The sequence below is a fragment of the Sphingomonas arvum genome (assembly GCF_026013565.1).
GTDB classification, from domain to species: Bacteria; Pseudomonadota; Alphaproteobacteria; order Sphingomonadales; family Sphingomonadaceae; genus Sphingomicrobium; species Sphingomicrobium arvum.
This window is the reverse complement of the sequence record NZ_JAPDOB010000001.1, coordinates 1,305,008-1,323,462: the sequence shown is the minus strand read 5'-3', so window position 1 is coordinate 1,323,462 and position 18,455 is coordinate 1,305,008. Positions and strand designations below refer to the sequence as shown.

General features: G+C 67.5%; 18 protein-coding genes and 1 other RNA gene. 5 read left to right on the top strand and 14 right to left on the bottom strand.

Annotated features, from left to right (window positions below):
* Positions 1-36: 36 nt before the first annotated feature.
* The 7 genes from OMW55_RS06510 to OMW55_RS06480 all read right to left on the bottom strand — a co-directional run bounded on the left by OMW55_RS06510 (position 37) and on the right by OMW55_RS06480 (position 6,486).
* The gene (locus OMW55_RS06510; RefSeq protein WP_264881708.1) at positions 37-1,641 is read right to left on the bottom strand and encodes a long-chain fatty acid--CoA ligase; all 1,605 of its coding nucleotides are present in this window, start codon (positions 1,639-1,641) and stop codon (positions 37-39) included.
* Positions 1,642-1,712: 71 nt separating this feature from the next.
* A complete protein-coding gene (locus tag OMW55_RS06505; RefSeq protein WP_264882030.1) occupies positions 1,713-2,039 on the bottom strand; it encodes a YbaB/EbfC family nucleoid-associated protein in 327 nt (108 codons plus the stop codon).
* A 12-nt stretch (positions 2,040-2,051) separates the two neighbouring features.
* On the bottom strand, positions 2,052-3,704 hold the full coding sequence (locus tag OMW55_RS06500) for a DNA polymerase III subunit gamma/tau (protein WP_264881706.1): 1,653 nt from the start codon (positions 3,702-3,704) through the stop codon (positions 2,052-2,054).
* A 183-nt stretch (positions 3,705-3,887) separates the two neighbouring features.
* An RNA gene (gene ffs, locus OMW55_RS06495) (signal recognition particle sRNA small type) lies at positions 3,888-3,985 on the bottom strand.
* A 34-nt stretch (positions 3,986-4,019) separates the two neighbouring features.
* Positions 4,020-4,328: a 2Fe-2S iron-sulfur cluster-binding protein gene (locus tag OMW55_RS06490; RefSeq protein WP_264881705.1), complete on the bottom strand. Its 309-nt coding sequence runs from the start codon at positions 4,326-4,328 to the stop codon at positions 4,020-4,022.
* A complete protein-coding gene (locus OMW55_RS06485) occupies positions 4,325-5,428 on the bottom strand; it encodes a cysteine desulfurase family protein (protein ID WP_264881703.1) in 1,104 nt (367 codons plus the stop codon). The genes OMW55_RS06490 and OMW55_RS06485 overlap by 4 nt, the downstream gene beginning before the upstream one ends.
* Positions 5,425-6,486, bottom strand: a complete 1,062-nt coding sequence (locus tag OMW55_RS06480; protein WP_264881702.1) for a cysteine desulfurase family protein — start codon at positions 6,484-6,486, stop codon at positions 5,425-5,427. The genes OMW55_RS06485 and OMW55_RS06480 overlap by 4 nt, the downstream gene beginning before the upstream one ends.
* A gap of 88 nt (positions 6,487-6,574) precedes the next feature.
* Between OMW55_RS06480 and OMW55_RS06475 the strand changes: the two genes are divergently transcribed.
* Complete coding sequence (locus OMW55_RS06475) at positions 6,575-7,246, top strand: alpha/beta hydrolase (protein WP_264881701.1); 672 nt, start codon at positions 6,575-6,577, stop codon at positions 7,244-7,246.
* A gap of 4 nt (positions 7,247-7,250) precedes the next feature.
* Here OMW55_RS06475 and OMW55_RS06470 read toward each other — a convergent pair whose 3' ends face one another.
* Positions 7,251-7,418, bottom strand: coding sequence for a hypothetical protein (locus OMW55_RS06470; RefSeq protein ID WP_264881700.1), 168 nt, complete (start codon positions 7,416-7,418; stop codon positions 7,251-7,253).
* A gap of 53 nt (positions 7,419-7,471) precedes the next feature.
* Here OMW55_RS06470 and OMW55_RS06465 point away from each other — a divergent pair, with 53 nt between their 5' ends.
* On the top strand, positions 7,472-7,723 hold the full coding sequence (locus OMW55_RS06465; RefSeq protein WP_264881699.1) for a hypothetical protein: 252 nt from the start codon (positions 7,472-7,474) through the stop codon (positions 7,721-7,723).
* Here the strand turns inward: OMW55_RS06465 and OMW55_RS06460 are convergent.
* Positions 7,720-8,655: a threonine ammonia-lyase gene (locus tag OMW55_RS06460; protein ID WP_264881698.1), complete on the bottom strand. Its 936-nt coding sequence runs from the start codon at positions 8,653-8,655 to the stop codon at positions 7,720-7,722. The genes OMW55_RS06465 and OMW55_RS06460 overlap by 4 nt on opposite strands.
* 210 nt (positions 8,656-8,865) lie before the next feature.
* Here OMW55_RS06460 and OMW55_RS06455 point away from each other — a divergent pair, with 210 nt between their 5' ends.
* The 3 genes from OMW55_RS06455 (at position 8,866) to OMW55_RS06445 (ending at position 11,797) form a co-directional block, all read left to right on the top strand.
* Positions 8,866-10,116, top strand: coding sequence for a type III PLP-dependent enzyme (locus OMW55_RS06455; RefSeq protein WP_264881697.1), 1,251 nt, complete (start codon positions 8,866-8,868; stop codon positions 10,114-10,116).
* 122 nt (positions 10,117-10,238) lie between these two features.
* The gene (locus OMW55_RS06450; RefSeq protein ID WP_264881696.1) at positions 10,239-11,294 is read left to right on the top strand and encodes a 1,9-bis(guanidino)-5-aza-nonane synthase; all 1,056 of its coding nucleotides are present in this window, start codon (positions 10,239-10,241) and stop codon (positions 11,292-11,294) included.
* A gap of 68 nt (positions 11,295-11,362) precedes the next feature.
* The gene (locus OMW55_RS06445; RefSeq protein ID WP_264881694.1) at positions 11,363-11,797 is read left to right on the top strand and encodes an MAPEG family protein; all 435 of its coding nucleotides are present in this window, start codon (positions 11,363-11,365) and stop codon (positions 11,795-11,797) included.
* Here OMW55_RS06445 and OMW55_RS06440 read toward each other — a convergent pair.
* Genes OMW55_RS06440 through OMW55_RS06420 form a run of 5 tightly spaced genes read right to left on the bottom strand, consistent with a single transcriptional unit; the run spans position 11,794 to position 18,418 of the window.
* Positions 11,794-12,969 (bottom strand): class I SAM-dependent RNA methyltransferase, encoded by a 1,176-nt coding sequence (locus tag OMW55_RS06440; protein ID WP_264881693.1) that lies wholly within the window; start codon positions 12,967-12,969, stop codon positions 11,794-11,796. The two genes, OMW55_RS06445 and OMW55_RS06440, sit on opposite strands and share 4 nt — an antisense overlap.
* Positions 12,966-14,306: an NAD(P)H-hydrate dehydratase gene (locus tag OMW55_RS06435; protein WP_264881692.1), complete on the bottom strand. Its 1,341-nt coding sequence runs from the start codon at positions 14,304-14,306 to the stop codon at positions 12,966-12,968. The genes OMW55_RS06440 and OMW55_RS06435 overlap by 4 nt, the downstream gene beginning before the upstream one ends.
* Positions 14,307-14,314: 8 nt before the next feature.
* Positions 14,315-15,121 carry a 4-(cytidine 5'-diphospho)-2-C-methyl-D-erythritol kinase gene (locus tag OMW55_RS06430; RefSeq protein WP_407822124.1) on the bottom strand — a complete coding sequence of 269 codons (807 nt, stop codon included), beginning with the start codon at positions 15,119-15,121 and terminating at the stop codon, positions 14,315-14,317.
* Between the two features lie 11 nt (positions 15,122-15,132).
* Positions 15,133-16,791, bottom strand: a complete 1,659-nt coding sequence (locus OMW55_RS06425; RefSeq protein ID WP_264881689.1) for a tetratricopeptide repeat protein — start codon at positions 16,789-16,791, stop codon at positions 15,133-15,135.
* The gene (locus tag OMW55_RS06420; RefSeq protein ID WP_264881688.1) at positions 16,766-18,418 is read right to left on the bottom strand and encodes an electron transfer flavoprotein-ubiquinone oxidoreductase; all 1,653 of its coding nucleotides are present in this window, start codon (positions 18,416-18,418) and stop codon (positions 16,766-16,768) included. Before OMW55_RS06420 ends, OMW55_RS06425 begins: the two co-directional genes overlap by 26 nt.
* Between the last annotated feature and the right edge of the window lie 37 nt (positions 18,419-18,455).

The window sequence follows — 18,455 nt, the reverse complement described above, 5'->3', positions numbered from 1 at the left end:
TCGCGCAGATAGGGGATGCGGGCGCGATTGGCTAGGTCAGCGCCCGACCATCGCGTGCGCGTCTGGCAGCCGGTATCCGGCGAACTGCTCGCGCAAGGTCTTCTTGCTCAACTTGCCAGTCGCGGTGTGTGGGAGTTCGTTGACGAACTCGATGGCGTCCGGCTGCCACCATTTGGCAATGTGCTGAGAAAGGTGGGCACGGATGGCGGCCTCTTGGACATCGCTGCCCGCGGCGCGAACCACCAGCAGCAGCGGGCGCTCATCCCACTTCGGGTGGGGAATGCCGATAGCGGCAGCTTCGGCAACGCCCGGACAGCCGACAGCGCAATTCTCCAGTTCAATCGAACTGATCCACTCGCCGCCGGACTTGATCACGTCCTTGGAGCGATCGGTGATCTGCATGGTGCCGTCGGGATGCAGCGCGGCGACGTCGCCGGTGTCGAACCAGCCGTCCGCATCAGCCGCATCCCGCTCTTCCTTGAAGTAGCGCTGCACAACCCACGGCCCGCGTGCCTGTAGGCGGCCCGAGGCCTTCCCATCACGGGGGAGCTCGGTGCCGGCGTCATCGACTATCCGCAGCTCGACGCCGAACGGAATGCGGCCCTGGCGCGCGATGAAGTCCAGCTGTTCGGCGTCTGTCATCTCGTCCCAGCCGGCCGGCGGAGCGCCGCAGGTGCCGATCGGCGACGTTTCCGTCATGCCCCAGGCGTGGCCGACCTGGACGCCGCGCGCGCGAAACCACTGGATCATGGCACGAGGCGCGGCCGACCCGCCGATGGTGACGTGGCTGAGCTGCGCGACGTCTTCGCCGGTGCGCTCGATATGTTCAATCATGCCCAGCCAAACGGTGGGTACGCCGGCGGAATGGGTCACGCCTTCGTTGCGGAACAGGTCGCACAATTGCTGCGGCCGGTAGTCGGCGGACAACACCAGCTTGCAGCCGGTCATCGGCGCCGCCCACGGCACACCCCAGGCATTGGCGTGGAACATGGGGACGATCGGCAGGACGGTGGACCGGGCCGACATGCCGAAAATGTCCGGTGTCACCTCCATCATTGTGTGGAGCATGGTGGAGCGATGTTCGTACAACACGCCCTTCGGATTGCCGGTGGTGCCGCTGGTATAGCACAGGCCGATGGGCTCGCGCTCGTCGCCTTCGGCCCACCGGTAGTCGTCACCCTCGCTGCCGACCCAGTCAGTGAACTCGCCATCGTCCATGCAGATATAATGCTCAATCGACCGCCATTCGCCTTTTAGGCTCTCGACCAGCGGCGCAAACGCCTTGTCGTAGAGCAGGACCCGATCTTCGGCGTGATTGGCGATATAAGCGAGCTGGTCGCAGAACAGGCGCGGATTGATGGTGTGAAGGATCGCCCCCATGCCAATCGCGCCATACCAAGAGGTGAGGTGGTGGCCGTGGTTCATCGCCATGGTGGCGACCCGCTCCCCTTTCCGAATGCCGAGTTTCTCCAGCGCGCGGGCCATTCGCCGCGCCTGCGCCGCTACCTCGCGCCAGGTGGTGCGGGTCATCGAGCCGTCGGCCCAGGCGGAAACGACCTCCCGGCCGCCATGCTCGCGTTCGGCGTGATCAACCAGGCGAGTTACCCTAAGGGGCCAATCCTGCATCGCACCGAGCGCCATCGTTCTTCCCTCCTGAATACAGGAAGAGAGTGCCGGGTCCGCGCGCCGTGCGCAACATCCTGTCGGCCGGCTTACATGCCGGGCATCTGGAACCCCGGCGGAAGCGGGAGGCTGGACTGCATCTTCTCCATCTCGGCCGCGGCAGCCTGGTCGGCCTTACCCCGCGCATCGTTGATGGCGGCGGCGACAAGGTCCTCAACCATGGTCTTCTCGGACGGGGACAGCAGGGTGTCGTCAATGCTGACGCTCAGGATACGGCCCTTGGCAGTGGCGCGGATCTTGACCAGCCCGCCGCCAGCAGCACCTTCAACTTCGACCTTGTCGAGATTGTCCTGGGCCCGCTGTAATTCGGCCTGGGCGTTCTGAGCCATTTCAAGGATGGCGTTGAGGTCGGGCATCTCAGGCATGTCTTAAGCTCCTGGTCTGGAGACGGACTCTAAGGTCGCGTTGGGAAAAGCCGCAAGCGCTGCCGCCACGGAAGGTTCCGCCAGCACGGCGGCGCGTGCGCGTTCCTCGGCCATATCCTCCTGCTGCTTCAGCGACGGTTCGGCCTCGCCATCTGACAGGTTGATGGTCCAGGTGGCGCCGGTCAGGGACTTCAGCGCGGCGGCCAACTCGCGCGGGAAGTCGGGGCCGAGCGGCTTGAGCGGCTTCAGCGCCAGCTCGGGCGGGGCGTAGCGGGCCAAGCCGACCTGGTCGCGCAGCTTGAGGCCGAGCAGTGCCTGGCCCGAGCGTTCCAGCTGCTCGACCAGGTCGACGAAGCTGGGAGGCGGCGGAGGCGCGGCACTGGCGACGGTCGCCGCGGTCGAGCGCGCCGGCGAGACGGCCGGCGCCGCGGCAGCGATCGTGGCGCCATTTTGCAGCTGCGCCAGTACCGTCGCCGGGTCTGGCAATTCCGCTGCGTGGATCACGCGCAGCAGGGCCATCCCGGCGGCTTCGTGCGGGTCGGGCGCCTGGCCGACGTCGGCCAATCCCTTGAGCAGCAACTGCCACAAACGATGAAGGCTGGCCCAGCCGAGCTTGCCGGCCAGCTCCTCGGCGGCCGCCCGCTCCTCGGCCGAGGACAGGACGTCGGCGCTGGCGCCCGCCTTGACTCGGGTGACGGCATGAACCGTCTCCATCAGCCCACGCATCAACGCTGCGGGGTCGAGTCCCAGCGCATGTGCCTCGTCGAGTTGCGCCAGTGCCGCCGTCGCATCGCCGGACAATAGGGTAGCGAGCAGCTGGCGAACACGGCCGCGGTCGGCGAGGCCGAGCATGTCCCGGACCTGGGCGGCGGTAACCTGACCTTCGCCGTGGGCGATCGCCTGGTCGAGGATCGACAGGCCGTCACGGGCCGAGCCCTCGGCCGCGCGAGCGACAACGGCGAGGGCCTCCGCTTCGACCTCGACATGCTCCAGCTCCGCGATTCGGGCGAAATGCGCCTGCAGCCGCTCGGCCGGGATGCGCTTTAGATCGAACCGTTGGCAGCGGGACAGCACGGTGACCGGCACCTTGTTCACCTCGGTCGTGGCGAACAGAAATTTCACGTGCGCGGGCGGCTCCTCCAACGTCTTCAACAGGGCGTTGAAGGCGTTCTTCGACAGCATGTGCACTTCGTCGATGATGTAGATCTTGAAGCGCGCGCTGACCGCAGCGTAACGCACGGCGTCGATGATCTCCCGCACGTCGTCAACGCCGGTGTGGCTAGCGGCATCCATCTCCGTCACATCGATATGCCGCCCTTCGGCGATTGCGCGGCAGGGCTCGCACTGGCCGCATGGATCGATGGTCGGGCCGCCCTGCCCGTCGGGGCCGATGCAGTTCAGGGCCTTGGCCACGAGCCGGGCGGTCGAGGTCTTGCCGACGCCACGCACCCCGGTGAGCAGGAACGCATGAGCGATCCGGCCGGACGCTATTGCGTTCGCCAGCGTCTGGACCATCGCTTCCTGCCCGATCAGCTCCGAGAAGCTCTGCGGACGGTACTTGCGGGCCAGCACCCGGTAGGGTGAGGCGGCCGCGCTCTTCTCCAGCGGTTGCGCGGGCAGGTCGAGGCCCAGGCCAGGCGATTCGGAGTCAATCATCGTTGCTCGTTGTACGAGTTGCGGCCGCCATGCGCGAGCCATCGGGCAGGGAGTGGATTACCGGTGATGGTGGAGACAGCAAGGTCGTGAGCGCCGGCAGACGAACTGGCATAACGGTCTGAGGCTCAGCGCCAGCCATGCTTGAGAGCCCCTGCCTCCAACGTCACCAGCCCCCGCAGCGACCTGGGTGGGAGCCGGAACGACCCGGGACGAAATCGTTGTGGCTGCTTCCTTCCGGATCTGACCAGGTTGGCGACAGCCCCGTCCGCCCGACTCCCGCAGCGCATATGGCGGGGCCCGGCCGTCGGCGCAAGCTCAGGGGATGCGGACCGTGAGCTCGGCCATGTCCCCCTGCAGGACAACCTGGCAGGCAAGGCGGCTGGTGCGGGTGACGCCATGCGCGAGGTCGAGCAGATCCTCTTCCTCTTCGCTCGGCGGGGGCAGACGCGCGAAGTCGTCTGAGGCGACTATGACGTGGCACGTAGAGCAGCTCATGTCGCCATCGCAGGTCCCTTCTAGCGGCTGGCCGGCGGCCTGGGCGACGTCGAGCAGGCGCGCACCAGCTGCAGCCTCGACGTCGCGGTCGGGGCTGCCGTCGGGCCGAAGGAAGTGCACCAGGGTCATGCGGCGAAGCGGGCCTGGGCGTCGGCCGCGGCGGCGATGCGGCGGCAGGCATCGCCAAGCTCTGCCTCCTTGGTATAGCGGCCGAAGCCGAGCCGGACGGACGAGCGCGCCTCACGGTCGCTCAGGCCGAGCGCGCGCAGTACGTGACTGGGTCTGCCGGAGCCACTGGCGCAGGCGGAGCCGAGCGAGAAGGCGATGTCGCGCAAGTCGGTCAGCAATCGGGCCGAGTCCAGTCCATTCCGGCGGAGATTAAGGTTGCCGCGATAGCGCTGTTCGGTGCTGCCGTTGATCTGCCAACCGGGTCCGAGCGCCTCGAGCGCCACGTTCCACAGCCGCTCAACAAGGGCATGGTCGTCAGGTCTTTGCTCGCGAGCCAGCTTGGCCGCCTCCCCGAACCCGACGCAGAGCATGGGCGAGAGTGTGCCAGAGCGGAGGCCCCGCTCCTGCCCGCCGCCGTGAATCAGCGGCGCGACGGACACGCCGTCGCGCACCCACAGCGCACCGATCATCTTGGGCCCATGAACCTTGTGCGCGCAGCAGGCCACAAGGTCTGGGCCCTCGGGGATCGCCATGCGGCCCAAGCCCTGGACGGCATCGCACAGCATCAACGCGCCGGCCCGGCGGGCAATGGCGGCGATCTCCGCGATCGGCTGGATCACACCTATCTCGTTGTTGACCAGCATGACGGCAACGAGAGCCGTGCGATCGTCCACCGCCGTACGCACTCGGTCGAGATCGACTAGACCATCCGCTCCGACGGGTAAGCGGATGACCTCGCGACCCTGCGCTGCCAGCCACTCGCACGTGTCCAGCACGGCGGCATGCTCGGTGGCCACGGTGACGATCTTGTCGCGGCCGGACACGTCCACCCCGCGTAGCGCAAGGTTCAGCGCTTCCGTAGCGCCGGAGGTGAAGGTCACCTGTCCGCCGCCCGGCAGGCAGGACGCGACCCGGCTCCGGGCGATTTCGATCGCTGCCGCCGCCTCTCTCCCCGGGCGACTGGGGCTGTGCGGGTTGGCGAAGTGGTCGAGCCAGGGCAGCATCGCCTGCCTGACCTCCGGGGCAACCGGGGTGGTCGCCTGATAGTCGAGGTAAATCATGCAGCTCGTGCGCGATCAGCGATGCGGCTGATGGTGGCGGAGATCGCCTCGACCTCTGCCGCCGTGGTATCCGGGCCGAAGCTGATGCGGATCGTGCGGTCGGCGAGCTCGCCCGACACCCCCATGGCGGTGAGGACGTGGCTACGCTTCATCGAGCCGCTGGAGCAGGCGCTTCCGGTACTTACCGCAAAGCCGGCGAGGTCGAGCTGCACCAGCAGCGCGGCGCTGCTTACACCGGCAATCGCGTAGGCGCCGATAGCAGGGCTGCGGGGTGCATCGGCGGCAATGATCGTCGCGGGAAGCTGCGCCGCCAGGCGAGCGCGAAGCTCGGCTAGGCGCGGCATGGCGTCAGCGAAGCGGCGGCTAGTCAGGGCGGCTGCGAAGCCGGCAATGGCGGGCAGGTTGTGCGTGCCCCGCCGGTAGCCTTTTTCCTGCCCTCCGGTAGCAGCAAGCGCACCCAAGTCCTTGACAAGCAGCGCTCCGATTCCCGGCGGACCGCCCAGCTTATGGGCCGAGACCGCGATGAAGTCGGCGTCAGGCAACGGCAGCTTGCCGGCACCCTGCGCGCAGTCCGCGAGCAGCAGGGAGCCCGCGGCACGGACCTGTTCGGCGATAGCGTCAAGCGGCTGCACGACGCCCGTTTCGTTGTTGACCTGCTGGATGGCGACGAGTGCTGGTCCCTGCGCCAGAGCGTCGGCCAGCGCGTCTCGGTCGATCAGGCCGTCACGTCCGACCGGAACAACCCCGCTCCGCTGCCCCATGGCGGCGGGAACCGCATCGTGCTCCGTCGCGCCATGCCAGCGGCCGGCCACGGAGGCTCGCTGCCCGGCGATCGCCAAGGCCTCACTCGCGCCGGAGGTCAAGATGACGTCATGGTGCCAGCCGAGCGCATCCGCGATGTCGGCGCGGGCTCGCTCCAGAGACGCGCGGGCGGCGCGGCCATCGGCATGCGGGCTGGACGGGTTGGCCCAGCGCGCCATCGCCTCGACCACCGCGGCCTGCGCCTCCGGCAGCATCGGCGTGGTCGCCGCATGGTCGAGATAGGTTCGTCCGGTCACCCGCAAAAAGCCGCCGATTGCCTGATTGTGAACGGGCCCTATATAGGCGTCCGCAGGTTCAAACCACCATTCCAAGCGTCAGAGGCTCATGCCCGAAGTCATTTTCCCCGGTCCCGAGGGCCGTCTCGAAGGCCGCTTTCATCCGGGCGTGAGGCCGCGTGCGCCGGTTGCGCTGATCCTGCACAGCCATCCGCAGGCGGGCGGCACGATGAACAACAAGATCGTGCAGCTGCTCTACCAATCCTTCGTGAAGCGGGGCTTCGCGACCTTGCGTTTCAACTTTCGTGGCGTCGGCAAGAGCCAGGGCGTGTTCGACAACGGTGTCGGCGAGCTGTCCGACGCGGCGAGCGCGTTGGACTGGGTGCAGCAAATCCATCCCGAGGCCGAGCAGACCTGGGTCGCGGGCGTGAGTTTCGGTGCGTGGATTGGCATGCAATTGCTGATGCGGCGGCCCGAGATCAAGGGCTTCATCTCGATCGCACCGCCTGCCAACATGTACGACTTCAGCTTCCTGGCGCCCTGCCCGTCGAGCGGCATCATCATCCAGGGCGAGGCGGATGAAGTCGTCACCCCGGCGGCCGTCCAGAAGCTGGTCGACAAGCTGCGCACGCAGCGGCACATCACCATCAACCATGAGGTGATCCCCGGCGCGAACCACTTCTTCGCCAACGAGCTGGACGTGCTGATGAGGCTGGTCGAGGATTACGTCGACATGCGGCTCGCCCAGCCACTGCCGAAGGCGCCGGTCGGCCGCCGCTAATTCATTAGATCGTCCAGATTCCGACGTTCGCGAGGATTACCAGTCCGGCCACGATCATCAGCAAGCCATTTTTGCGGTACTCGGTGCCGAGCGCGAATTTGACGCCGAAGCCGAGCAGGACGAAGGCGGCGATCATCGCCACTGAGAAGACCGCCGCGGCCAAACCCGTCACTATTTGCAACCTTTCAGCGTTTTCTTAACCGTTGGGGTCCATCTAGCATGGTCATGGACGCGCGCGAACAGCAGGCCCGCCTCGCCGAGGCCTTTGACCGGATCGAGGAAACCATCTTGCCGTGCATCGCCATGATGCTCGACACATTGCTCGATGCTTCGGCCAACCTCGCCGAAGTCGACCCCAAGGCGCTTGCGGCCGAGTTGCAGACGCTGGCGGCGGAGCTGGAAGAGCTGACCCGAACGGTTGAACGCAACTCGCCCAAGCAGGTCCATCCGGGGCGGTATCGGACAGCCGCAGCCTAGCCGATCAGCTCCGCGTGCAGCGCCGGGTCGATGTTGCCGCCAGACAGGGCGGCGACGGTCCCCGGCTCGACCGGTACCTTCCCGGCCAGCAACGCCGCCAGAGCCACCGAGCCACCCGGCTCCACGACCAGTTGAAGCTCCTGCCACGCCCACCGCACGGCGGCCTTCACCTCTTCGTCACTGACCGACACGCCCTGGGCGCCGCGCCCTTGCAGGATGCCGAAAGTGATCGGCGACACCCGCGGAGTCTGCAGCGCGTCGCACAGGGTTGGCGGTGCATCCGGCTCGACCGGGACGATGCGGCCGAGTTCAAGCGAGCTTCCCATGTCGTCCCAGCCTGCCGGCTCAACGCAGACGATCTCCGCATCCGGCACCGCAAGCGCGATCCCTGCTGACAGTCCGCCGCCGCCGCAGCAGACTAGCACGCGGCGCACCGGCTCGGGGCACTGCTCCACCAGCTCCAGCCCGGCAGTCCCCTGCCCCGCCACGATGTGCGGATCGTCGAAGCTTGGCACCAGCACCGCACCGCGCTCGTCCGCGAGCGCTTGCGCAATGGTGACCCGGTCCTCCGTCGCACGATCATAGAAGACCACTTCTGCTGCCTGAGCACGGGTGCCCGCCACCTTCAGCGCCGGCGCGTCGCTCGGCATGACGATCACCGCCGGGATCCCGAGCCGCTTGGCCGCGATCGCCACCCCTTGCGCGTGGTTGCCCGACGAGAAGGCGACCACGCCAGCGCGGCGCTCAACCTCGCTCAGCTGCAGCAGTCGGTTGGTGGCGCCGCGTAGCTTGAAACTGCCACCAGTCTGAAGGCACTCGGCCTTCAGCCAGACTCGGCCGCCCGGTAGATGCGCCTCGATCAGCGGCGTTCGCTCGACCAGCCCGGCGATGCGCTGCGCCGCGGCCACAACCCCTTCTCGATCCAATTCCATACTTGGCACTTTCTCTCGTGAGTTCATGGCCTTAGCCGAGGTGTGGCAGGGCGGCGACGAACTGTGGCCACGCGTCCGCAAGAGGGTCAGAAAACATGTTGCGTTAAGGGGTACCCCCCCATATATCGCGCCTCCGCTGCCCCATGGGACTTCCAACCGCAAGGCAGCTTTCGTCAACGTTCGCCGAAAGGCACTTGGAGGTCCCTTGAGTTGCACAAGCATCATCGCGCGCTGGGGCTAGCGACCGCCCCGATCGGTACCGCCGTTGTTTCCGGTGCTGCCGAGATTGCGAAGCTCAAGCCGGTGCAGCCGGTGACGCTTCTCCGTCCCCATGCCGCTCAGCGTGCTGCCCGCTTCTTCACGGAGAAGTTTCCGGGCCGTTCGCTCTATGCGGTGAAGGCCAATCCATCGCCTGACTTGCTGGAGGTCCTGTGGGACGCCGGCGTGACGCACTATGATGTGGCGTCGATCGGCGAGGTGCGACTAGTGGCGGGCACGCTGCCGGGCGCGACCCTGTGCTTCATGCACCCGGTCAAGGCCGAGGAGGCGATCGCCGAGGCGTACTTCCAGCATGGCGTCAGGACCTTCAGCCTGGATACGCTCGAGGAGCTGGAGAAGATCGTCGCGGCGACGTCGACCAATGGTGTGGCGGCGAGCGACCTTAACCTGCTGGTGCGCCTGCGCGTGTCGAGCGAGCATGCCAAGCTGAGCCTGGCTTCCAAGTTTGGCGCGGCGCCCGACGAACTCAAGTCGCTGCTCATGGCCACTCGCCAGGCGGCGGACGCCCTTGGCCTGTGCTTCCATGTCGGCAGCCAGGCGATGTCCCCGGCAGCCTATGCCGAAGCAATGTCGCGGGTCCGCGATGCGATCGTCGAGGCCGCGGTGACGGTGGACATCGTCGACGTCGGCGGCGGCTTTCCGTCGGCCTACCCGGGCATGGAGCCGCCGGCGCTGGAGACCTACTTCGCGGTGATCCACGAGGCGTTCGAAAAGCTGCCGATCAGCTACTCGGCCGAGCTATGGTGCGAGCCGGGCCGGGCCCTTTGCGCTGAATATGCTTCGGTGCTGGTGCGGGTCGAGAAGCGGCGGGGCGACGAGCTGTACATCAACGACGGCGCCTACGGGACATTGTTCGACGCCGCGCATATCGGCTGGCGCTTCCCAGTCGAGCTCGTCCGCGAGCCGGAGTCGGACGTCCGCGACATGGGCTTCAGCTTCTACGGGCCGACCTGCGACGACCTCGACCACATGGTCGGGCCATTCGAGCTGCCAGGCGACGTTCAGGCGGGCGACTATATCGAGATCGGGATGCTGGGCGCCTATGGCTCGGCCATGCGGACCGGCTTCAATGGCTTCGGTTCGGCCACCGCCACGTCGGTGATCGTGACCGACGAACCGATGGCGAGCCTCTACGGCGCGCCGAGCCGTGAAGCGAACCGCTCGAACGTGGTTCAGCTATAGACCATATAACCCTTGCTCCGGCGAGGGCGATCGGAGGGTGAGGCTGTCCCCTCCACGAGTAACGACACGCCGCTGATCGAGACCTCCTCCCCATCGCGGGAGGGGGCTCATTGGAGTTGGACATGAACGACCAGACCAAGATCAACGACACCCGCAAGGCGGAGCTGCTGGCCAGCACCGTCGAGCATATCGACATCACCAAGTTCGATGCTCGCCCGATCGTCGAGGCGATGGGCAAGATGAGCTTCACCAGCCGCGACCTGTCGCGGGCCACCGGCATCTACAACCAGATGCTGGAGGACAAGGACTGCTCGATCATCCTGGTGATCGCCGGTTCCACTTCGGCCGGCGGCTGCATGGACCTGTATGCCGAGCTGGTCCGCTCCAACATGGTCGATGCGATCGTCGCCACGGGCGCGTCGATCGTCGACATGGATTTCTTCGAGGCGCTTGGCCACAAGCACTACCAGGCCAACGAGATCCCGGACGACGACACGCTGCGCTCGCTGTACATCGACCGGATCTACGACACGTACATCGACGAAGTGCAGCTGCAGGACACCGACTTCACGGTCGGCAAGATCGCCGACTCGCTGGAGCCGCGTCCGTACAGCAGCCGCGAGTTCATCAAGGAGATGGGCAAGTGGCTGGTCGACAACGGCAAGAAGGAGAACAGCCTAGTCAAGCTTGCCTACGAGCATGACGTGCCGATCTTCTGCCCGGCGTTCACCGACAGCTCGGCAGGCTTCGGCCTGGTGAAGCACCAGGTCGACGCGATGAAGGCGGGCCGCCGCTACATGACGATGGACTCGATCGCGGACTTCCGCGAGCTGACCGACATCAAGATCAAGGCCGGCACGACCGGTCTGCTGATGATCGGCGGCGGTGTGCCGAAGAACTTCACGCAAGACACGGTGGTCTGCGCGGAGATCCTCGGCCACGAGGATGTCGAGGTGCACAAGTACGCCGTGCAGATCACGGTCGCCGACGTGCGCGACGGCGCCTGCTCCTCCTCGACGCTTCAGGAAGCGGCCAGCTGGGGCAAGGTCAGCACCGCGATGGAGCAGATGGTGTTCGCCGAGGCGACTTCCGTGCTGCCGCTGCTCGCGTCGGATGCCTACCACCGGGGCGCCTGGAAGAACCGTGAGAAGCGGGCGTTCGCCAAGCTGTTCGACTAAGCGCCGTTTGCATACGCAGGCGAAATGACTAACCCTCCCCCGGAAGCATTCGGGGGAGGGTTTTTCATATGGGGCATAGTCCATTGCTCGGGCCGGTCGTGGCGCTGGTCGCCTGGTCGCTGGTCATGCTGGTGTGGATGGCCGTGGCGCGGGCCGGCGCGTTCCGCCGCCTGGGTGTCAAGCTGAGCACCATTCCGCGCGGCTCGCGCGGCCATGCGCTGGACCAGGCGGGCGAGGACCGGGCGCAGTGGAAGGCGCACAACTATAACCACCTGATGGAGCAGCCGACGATCTTCTACGCGATAGTCCTGGCGCTCGCGATCATGGGGTTCGACGCATGGATCAACGTTGCGCTCGCCTGGGGTTACGTCGGGCTGCGGATCGCGCACAGCATCGTGCAGGCGACCGTCAATATCGTCGCCATCCGCTTGTCACTGTTCATTCTGTCGACCCTGTGTCTGCTCGGCCTGACGCTGCACGCAGCATTGGCGCTGCTGCACTAGCGGGTGAAGCTGGCCGCCAGTTCGACATGGACGGACCAGCGAAACTGGCCGACCGGACGGACCCAGCGCAGGGCGTAGCCGCCGTCCGAGAGGATGCGGGCATCGCGGGCGAAGGTCGCGGGATTGCAGCTGACGTAGGCGATGCGCGGGACCGCCGATCGGGCTAGCTCGCCGACCTGCATCTCGGCGCCGGAGCGCGGCGGATCGAGCACTACTGCGTCGAAACCGGCCAGCTCCGCAGCGCTGAGCGGCCTTCGGTACAGGTCGCGGTGCTCGACGGCGAGTGACGGCTTTGCGGCCTTAAGGGCGAGCACGGCATCACGAGCGGCTTCGGCGGCATAGACCTGACCGGGTAACGCCAGCGCGAAGGTGCCCAGCCCGGCGAACAGGTCGGCAGGTCGGACGGCGCCCGCGACGCCCTCGAGCACGGCGGCGACCAGCGCCTGCTCGCCGTCATCCGTCGCCTGGAGGAAGGCCCCGGGCGGGAGTACGACCGGCGTGCCGGATAGGGCGACCGTGACGGGCCGCGGCTCGAAGCGCGTCTCGAGCCCGTAGCCCTGATCCAGGCTGAGGCGGGCTAGCGCATGCCGCTCGGCGAAGGCGGTCAGTGCCTCGGCCGCCGCGAGGCCCTCGGCCGCGACTCCGGAGAGCGCGACATCCACTCCCTGGTCGCACAGGGTGAGGCTGACCTCCGCCTGTCGCTTGGCGAGCAGAATGGTTGCGAGCAGGCCGCGAAGCGGCGCCACCAGCGCAAACAGCTCCGGACGAAGAACGTGGCATTCGCGCATGTCGACGATGCGGTGGGAGCGTTCGGCGTTGAAGCCGAGCAGGATCCCCTTCCCCACCCGCGTGGCACGCAGGGTGGCCCGGCGACGACTGCGCGGCGGCGACAGGTGCGGCTCGCGCACGTCCGTCTCCAACCTCTGCGCCGCAAGAGCACCCGCTACGCGATCGACCAGGTAGCGGCGGTAAGCGGCATCGTCGACGTGCTGGAGCTGGCAACCGCCGCACTCGGGAAAGTGACGGCAAGGCGGCGGCTGATGGTGCGGCCCGGGGGTGATCGCCCCACTCTCGTCAACAAGGTCGCCGGGCGCGGCGAGCGCGAGGTGGCGGCCACCGGTGGTGACGCCATCGCCGCGCGCCGCGATGCGGACGATCGGCTCGACGCTCACTGGACTTGGCGAATGGCGGCGAGCAGGTCGTCGGCGATCATGCCGGATCCCGCGAGTTCCGCCGCACGGCCATGCAACCAGACGCCTGCGCAAGCTGCTTCGAACGCGGGCAGCCCGCGGGCGCGAAGGGCGGCAATGATGCCGGCGAGGACGTCACCGGTGCCCGCGCTCGCCAGCCAGGCTTGCGCGGGCGGCGCGAAGCCCAGGCGGCCGTCGGGCGACGCGACCAGAGTGTCGGGGCCCTTGTAGACCACGACCGCGCCGGACAGGGCAGCCGCGGCAAGCGCCCGCTCCGGCTTGCTGCCGGCCAGGTTGCCGAACAGCTTCACGAACTCGCCCTCGTGCGGCGTCACGATCGCGTCCTGGCCCTTGAGGCGGTCTGGTTCCCCGACATATCCGAGCGCATCCGCGTCGATGACCTTGGGCGCATGCGATGTGAGGGCAAGGGTCAGCACCTGCGGCAGGTCGCCCATGCCGGAACCGACCAGCAGGCAGCCGATCCGCGGATCGGTAAGGGCCGCCGTGTCCGTCTGGACCACGGCCGCGGGGAGATGGTCGATTGCCCGGCTGGTCGACACTCGGACGTAGCCGGCTCCGGCCCGGGCGGCTGCGGACGCGGCCAGCGCAATCGCGCCCGGCATCTTGCCCGCGAGCGCATGGACGAGCCCGCGGCTGTACTTGTGCGCATCGGGTGCGAGCGGCGGTAGGTCGGGACGGCCGATCTCGAACCATGGGCTCTGGGCTGCGACGCCGATGTCCGCCAGCACCACCCGTCCAATGGCGGGTAACGCCGCCATCAGCCGATGCGCGGGCTTGAGCGCGCCGAAGGTGACGGTCAGGTCACAGGTGGGCACCCGCGACAAGCACGCACCGCTGTCCGCCTCAACGCCGCTCGGAAGGTCGCAGGCGACGGTCAGTTGAGCAGCGCCAGCTAGTTCGGTAAGTCTTTGTGAAACAATGGGTTCCAAGCCGCGCTTGAGACCGGTGCCAAAAAGGCAGTCGATCAGCAGGGACGCCGGCCTGGCTGTTTCGAAGCTCTCCACAGAGCCGTTCCATTGCTGCCTTGCCCACCGCGCAGCGTCGGTACTCGGCTCCGCCAAGGCTGCCACTCGCACCTGAGTGCCCAGAAGGGCCAGGTGCCGCGCGGCGACATAGCCATCACCGCCATTGTTGCCCAGCCCACAGATCACCAGCGTGTCCATTGGCCCAGCAAAGCGGAAGGCAGCTTCCGCCAGGCTCGCGCCGGCGCGCTCCATCAGTGTCTCGACCGTTGTGCCGGCATCGATGGCTGCCTCCTCGGCGGCGCGCATCCGGGCGGCGGTGAGGATCGGGCGCATGGCTCGTCCTAGCGCAGGGTGGTCGCCAGGTGCCACCATTCCGCCGGGCAGGCCGACGCCGCCGCCTCGCGCGCGTCTTCCGTTGCGAACAGGGCGAAGCAGGTTGCGCCGGAGCCTGACATGCGCGCGAACTCGGCGCCCGGCTGGCGCTTGAGCCAGTCGAGTACGCGGCCGATCACCGGTACCTGCTTGTGGGCTGGTTTCTCCAGGTCGTTGCGGCCGGTCCGCCAGTCGATCAGCGGTCCGCCATCATTGCCTTTCCACGCCGCGAACACGTCGCCGGTCGCCAGCGGCACGCGCGGATTGACCAGCAGTACGGCCGCGCCGCTGATGCCCGCGTCGACCAAAGCCAACTCGTCCCCGGCGCCCTCCCCGCGACAGGTCATCGACAGCAGGCAGGCGGGCACGTCCGAGCCCAGCTGCGGCGCCACCACGGAGGCAAAGGCGGGATCGATGCCCCACATGGATGTCAGCAGCCGCAGCGCCGCCGCAGCATCCGCCGAGCCGCCGCCGATCCCCGATGCGACCGGCAGCCGCTTGTCGAGCGTGAGCGCCGCGCCACGCCCCACCCGCGCCTCAGCGGCGAGACCTGCGGCCGCACGATGCACCAAATTCAATCCCCCGTCGTCCAGCATGGCAGCGAACGGCCCGGTGATCGTCAGCGACAGCTCGTCCGCCGGCTCACCCCACAGCCGGTCGCCGTCGGTGCAGAAGGCGAAGATGGTCTCTAGCGCGTGGCGGCCGTCCGGCAGCTTGCCACGCACGTGCAGCGCCAGGTTGAGCTTGGCCGGCGCGATCTCGCTCCAGCGCGTCAGGACCGCTTTCTTCAAGGTGCGGCGTTGCCCGGGTTCAGCCCGGCCCCAAGCTTGGACTGGATCCGCGCCCTGGCTTCGTCCTCGGCGGTAATCAGGGCTGCGTTCCATGCGTGGCGTGCCTCGAACTTGCGGCCGGCGGTGAACAGGGCGTCGCCGAGATGCTCGTGTATCTCGGCTTCCGCGGGCTGCCCGGCAGCCGCCTGTGTCAGGGTGGCGATCGCCTGGTCGACCCGGCCTCGCTTGAATTGGGCCCAGCCGAGCGAATCGGTAATGGAACCGTCGTCCGGCTTCAGGCGGTGCGCCTCGGTAATCAGCGCCTCGGCGGCGTCGAGGTTTTCGCCTCGCTCCAGTTGCGCATAGCCCAGGTAATTAAGCACCGTCGGGTTCTGCGGCGCGAGCTTGCGTGCGGTCTCCAGTGCGGCGCGGGCCTGGTCCCATTGCTTTGACCGGTCCAGCATGGCCCCGTAGAGCAGGTAGAGCTGCCAGCGCTCGGTTGATTCCGGCGGCAGCAGGGCAATGGCGCGAGCATAAGCGGCCGCACCTTCCGGATTGCGGTCGAGCTCGTCGAACATGTCGCCAAGCCGGCCCCAGTCGGTTGCGGACGCGTCCGGCCCCTGCGCAAAGGCCTGGGCGCGGGCGAGCGCCTCCTGCTCGCGGCCAGCCTTCACCAGCGCGCGAATCTCGGCGTCTCGGACCTGCGGTGCGAACAGGCTGCGCTCGTCGATCCCGCGCAGCGCGACCAGCGCGTCGTCAGTCCGATCGGCCTGGCCCAGGAGCAGGCCGAGCAAAACGCGCGCCGGCTCGTTGGCCGGATCGGCGTACCGGGCGACCTGCACCATCGCGATTGGCAGCGCCTGGCCGTTCTCCCGGTTAAGGTCGAGCGCCAATGCGGTCAGCAAGGTGGCGAAGCCCTGCGCCGCAGTCTCGATGGCGCCGCCGGGTCGCCTGCCGGCCTGAACCAGCGCGCGAGCCTTGTGCGTGGTCGGGTCGGACCCGTCCAGGAACGCCAGGGCGCGCTGCGGGTCGCGCAGCTGCATGTAGCCGTCCGCAATGGCGATGCGCAGCGGCACGGCCCGGCCGCCCGCCTGCGCCACTGCCTGCCGGGCGAACGGCTCCGCCTCCGCCCCGCGTTTCAGCCGCAGCAGCATGAGCGCACGCAGCTCGGGCACGATCGGGCTCGACACGCTGCCGGCCGGAATGGCGCTCAGGACGCTAAGGGCCGCCGGATTGCGCCGCTCGGCCAACGCCCAGGCCTGCACCGGCTGCACCAGGAAGTTCAGGCTGCCGCTGTCCGACGGGAGGTTGAGCAAAGCGATGGCCTGGTCGGGCTTGCGGGTGCGCAGGCGCTCGGCGGTCAGCAGCAGGCGCGCGTCCAGCGCCAGGCTGGCGGGCTGGCGGGCGCTGGCCAGCCGCAGCGCCAGCGGCATGTCGCCAGCCGAGATCGCCTGGCTGATGGCGCGATTGGCAACGATGCTGTTGGTCGGGTCGGCGGCGGACAAGGCGGCATAAAGCACGGCCGCACGGCGCGGATCACCCTGCAGCTCCGCCGCCCGCGCGCCGACGAAGGTGCTGGGCCCGCTCGGTCGGTAGGCGGACGTGCTGGCGAGCGCCGGAGCGGCCGCCAGCGCGAGCGCCAGTCCGAGGCTACATGTTCGGATAGTTCGGGCCACCGCCGCCCTCCGGAGTCACCCAATTGATGTTCTGGCACGGGTCCTTGATGTCGCAGGTCTTGCAGTGGACGCAGTTCTGCGCGTTGATCTGCAGCCGAGCGGCCCCATTCTCCTCGACATATTCGTACACGCCGGCCGGGCAGTAGCGCTGCTCCGGTCCATCATATTGCGGCAGGTTAACCCGGGTCGGGATCGTCGGGTCCTTCAGCGTAAGGTGGATCGGCTGGTCTTCCTCGTGATTCGTGTTCGACAGGAACACGGAAGACAGCTTGTCGAAGCTGATCACGCCGTCGGGCTTGGGATAGTTGATCTTCGGCGCGATGTCGCGGCGCCACAGGGTCTCGTGGTCGGGATGGTGCTTCATCTCGAACGGCAGGCCGATCTTGAGCTGCCGCATCCACATGTCCGTGCCCGCCACCAGCGTGCCGATGGTATTGCCAAGCTTGGACACGGCCGGCTCGGCGTTCTTCACCTTGCGCAATTCCTCGCCGATCCAGCCGTTGCGGACGGCGGGCTCGTAGCCATCCAGCACGTCGCCGCGGCGGTCGGCTGCGATCGCCTCGAATGCGCTTTCAGCCGCCAGCATCCCGCTTTTCATGGCGGTATGGGTGCCCTTGATCCGCGGCACGTTCACAAACCCGGCCGAGCAGCCGATCAGCGCACCGCCGGGGAAGGCCAGCCGCGGGATGGACTGCCAGCCGCCCTCGTTAATCGCGCGAGCGCCGTAGGAAACGCGGCGGCCGCCCTCCAGCATCTCCTTAATGGCAGGATGATGCTTCCACCGCTGCATCTCATCGAAGGGCGACAGGTGCGGGTTCTTGTACGACAGCGCGACCACGAAGCCGATCGACAGCTGGTTGTTGTCCTGGTGATAGATCCACCCGCCGCCCCAGGCGTCTCCGAGCGGCCAGCCTTGCGTGTGGATCACGCGGCCGGGCTGGTGCTTGGCCGGATCGATGTCCCACAATTCCTTGATGCCGATGCCGTAGACCTGCGGCTGGCAATCGGCCTCCAGGTCGAACTGGCGCTTGAGCTGCTTGGTCAGCGACCCGCGCGCGCCTTCCGCGAAGAAGGTGTAGCGGGCATGGATCTCCATGCCTGGCTGGTAGTCGGGCTTGCGGGTGCCATCGCGGGCGATGCCCATGTCGCCGGTCGCGACGCCCTTCACCGAGCCGTCCTCGTTGTAGAGGATCTCGGCCGCCGGGAAGCCGGGGAAGATCTCGACGCCCAGCTCCTCCGCCTTGCCCGCCAGCCAGCGGCACAGGTTGGCCAGGCTGCCGGTGAAGGTGCCCTTGTTGTCGAGAAAACTCGGCATCATCAGGTGCGGCAGGTGGAAGTGCTTGCCTTTGGTCAGCACCCAATGCTCGTTCTTGGTGACGGGCACGCGGTTCAGCAGGCAGCTGTCGTCCTCCCGCCACTCGGGCAGCAGTTCATCAAGCGCCTTTGGATCGATCACCGCGCCCGACATGATGTGGGCGCCGACCTCCGAGCCTTTCTCGAGAATGCAGACGCCAAGCTCCCGCCCGGCTTCGTTGGCGAGCTGTTTCAGCCGGATCGCCGCCGACAGGCCGGCAGGGCCTGCCCCGACGATCACGACATCATATTCCATCGACTCGCGTTCGCTCATTCGTCCCAACCCATTCGAACCGGCGTGAAAACTTCTT

What these genes read in the sequence shown, in the direction of transcription:
- OMW55_RS06465 (WP_264881699.1), top strand. Translation starts at nt 7,472, where the DNA reads ATGGACGCGCGCGAACAGCAGGCCCGCCTCGCCGAGGCCTTTGACCGG.
- OMW55_RS06505 (WP_264882030.1), bottom strand. Translation starts at nt 2,039, where the DNA reads ATGCCCGACCTCAACGCCATCCTTGAAATGGCTCAGAACGCCCAGGCC.
- OMW55_RS06445 (WP_264881694.1), top strand. Translation starts at nt 11,363, where the DNA reads ATGGGGCATAGTCCATTGCTCGGGCCGGTCGTGGCGCTGGTCGCCTGG.
- OMW55_RS06500 (WP_264881706.1), bottom strand. Translation starts at nt 3,704, where the DNA reads ATGATTGACTCCGAATCGCCTGGCCTGGGCCTCGACCTGCCCGCGCAA.
- OMW55_RS06475 (WP_264881701.1), top strand. Translation starts at nt 6,575, where the DNA reads ATGCCCGAAGTCATTTTCCCCGGTCCCGAGGGCCGTCTCGAAGGCCGC.
- OMW55_RS06490 (WP_264881705.1), bottom strand. Translation starts at nt 4,328, where the DNA reads ATGACCCTGGTGCACTTCCTTCGGCCCGACGGCAGCCCCGACCGCGAC.
- OMW55_RS06460 (WP_264881698.1), bottom strand. Translation starts at nt 8,655, where the DNA reads ATGGAATTGGATCGAGAAGGGGTTGTGGCCGCGGCGCAGCGCATCGCC.
- OMW55_RS06435 (WP_264881692.1), bottom strand. Translation starts at nt 14,306, where the DNA reads ATGCGCCCGATCCTCACCGCCGCCCGGATGCGCGCCGCCGAGGAGGCA.
- OMW55_RS06485 (WP_264881703.1), bottom strand. Translation starts at nt 5,428, where the DNA reads ATGATTTACCTCGACTATCAGGCGACCACCCCGGTTGCCCCGGAGGTC.
- OMW55_RS06450 (WP_264881696.1), top strand. Translation starts at nt 10,239, where the DNA reads ATGAACGACCAGACCAAGATCAACGACACCCGCAAGGCGGAGCTGCTG.
- OMW55_RS06510 (WP_264881708.1), bottom strand. Translation starts at nt 1,641, where the DNA reads ATGGCGCTCGGTGCGATGCAGGATTGGCCCCTTAGGGTAACTCGCCTG.
- OMW55_RS06420 (WP_264881688.1), bottom strand. Translation starts at nt 18,418, where the DNA reads ATGAGCGAACGCGAGTCGATGGAATATGATGTCGTGATCGTCGGGGCA.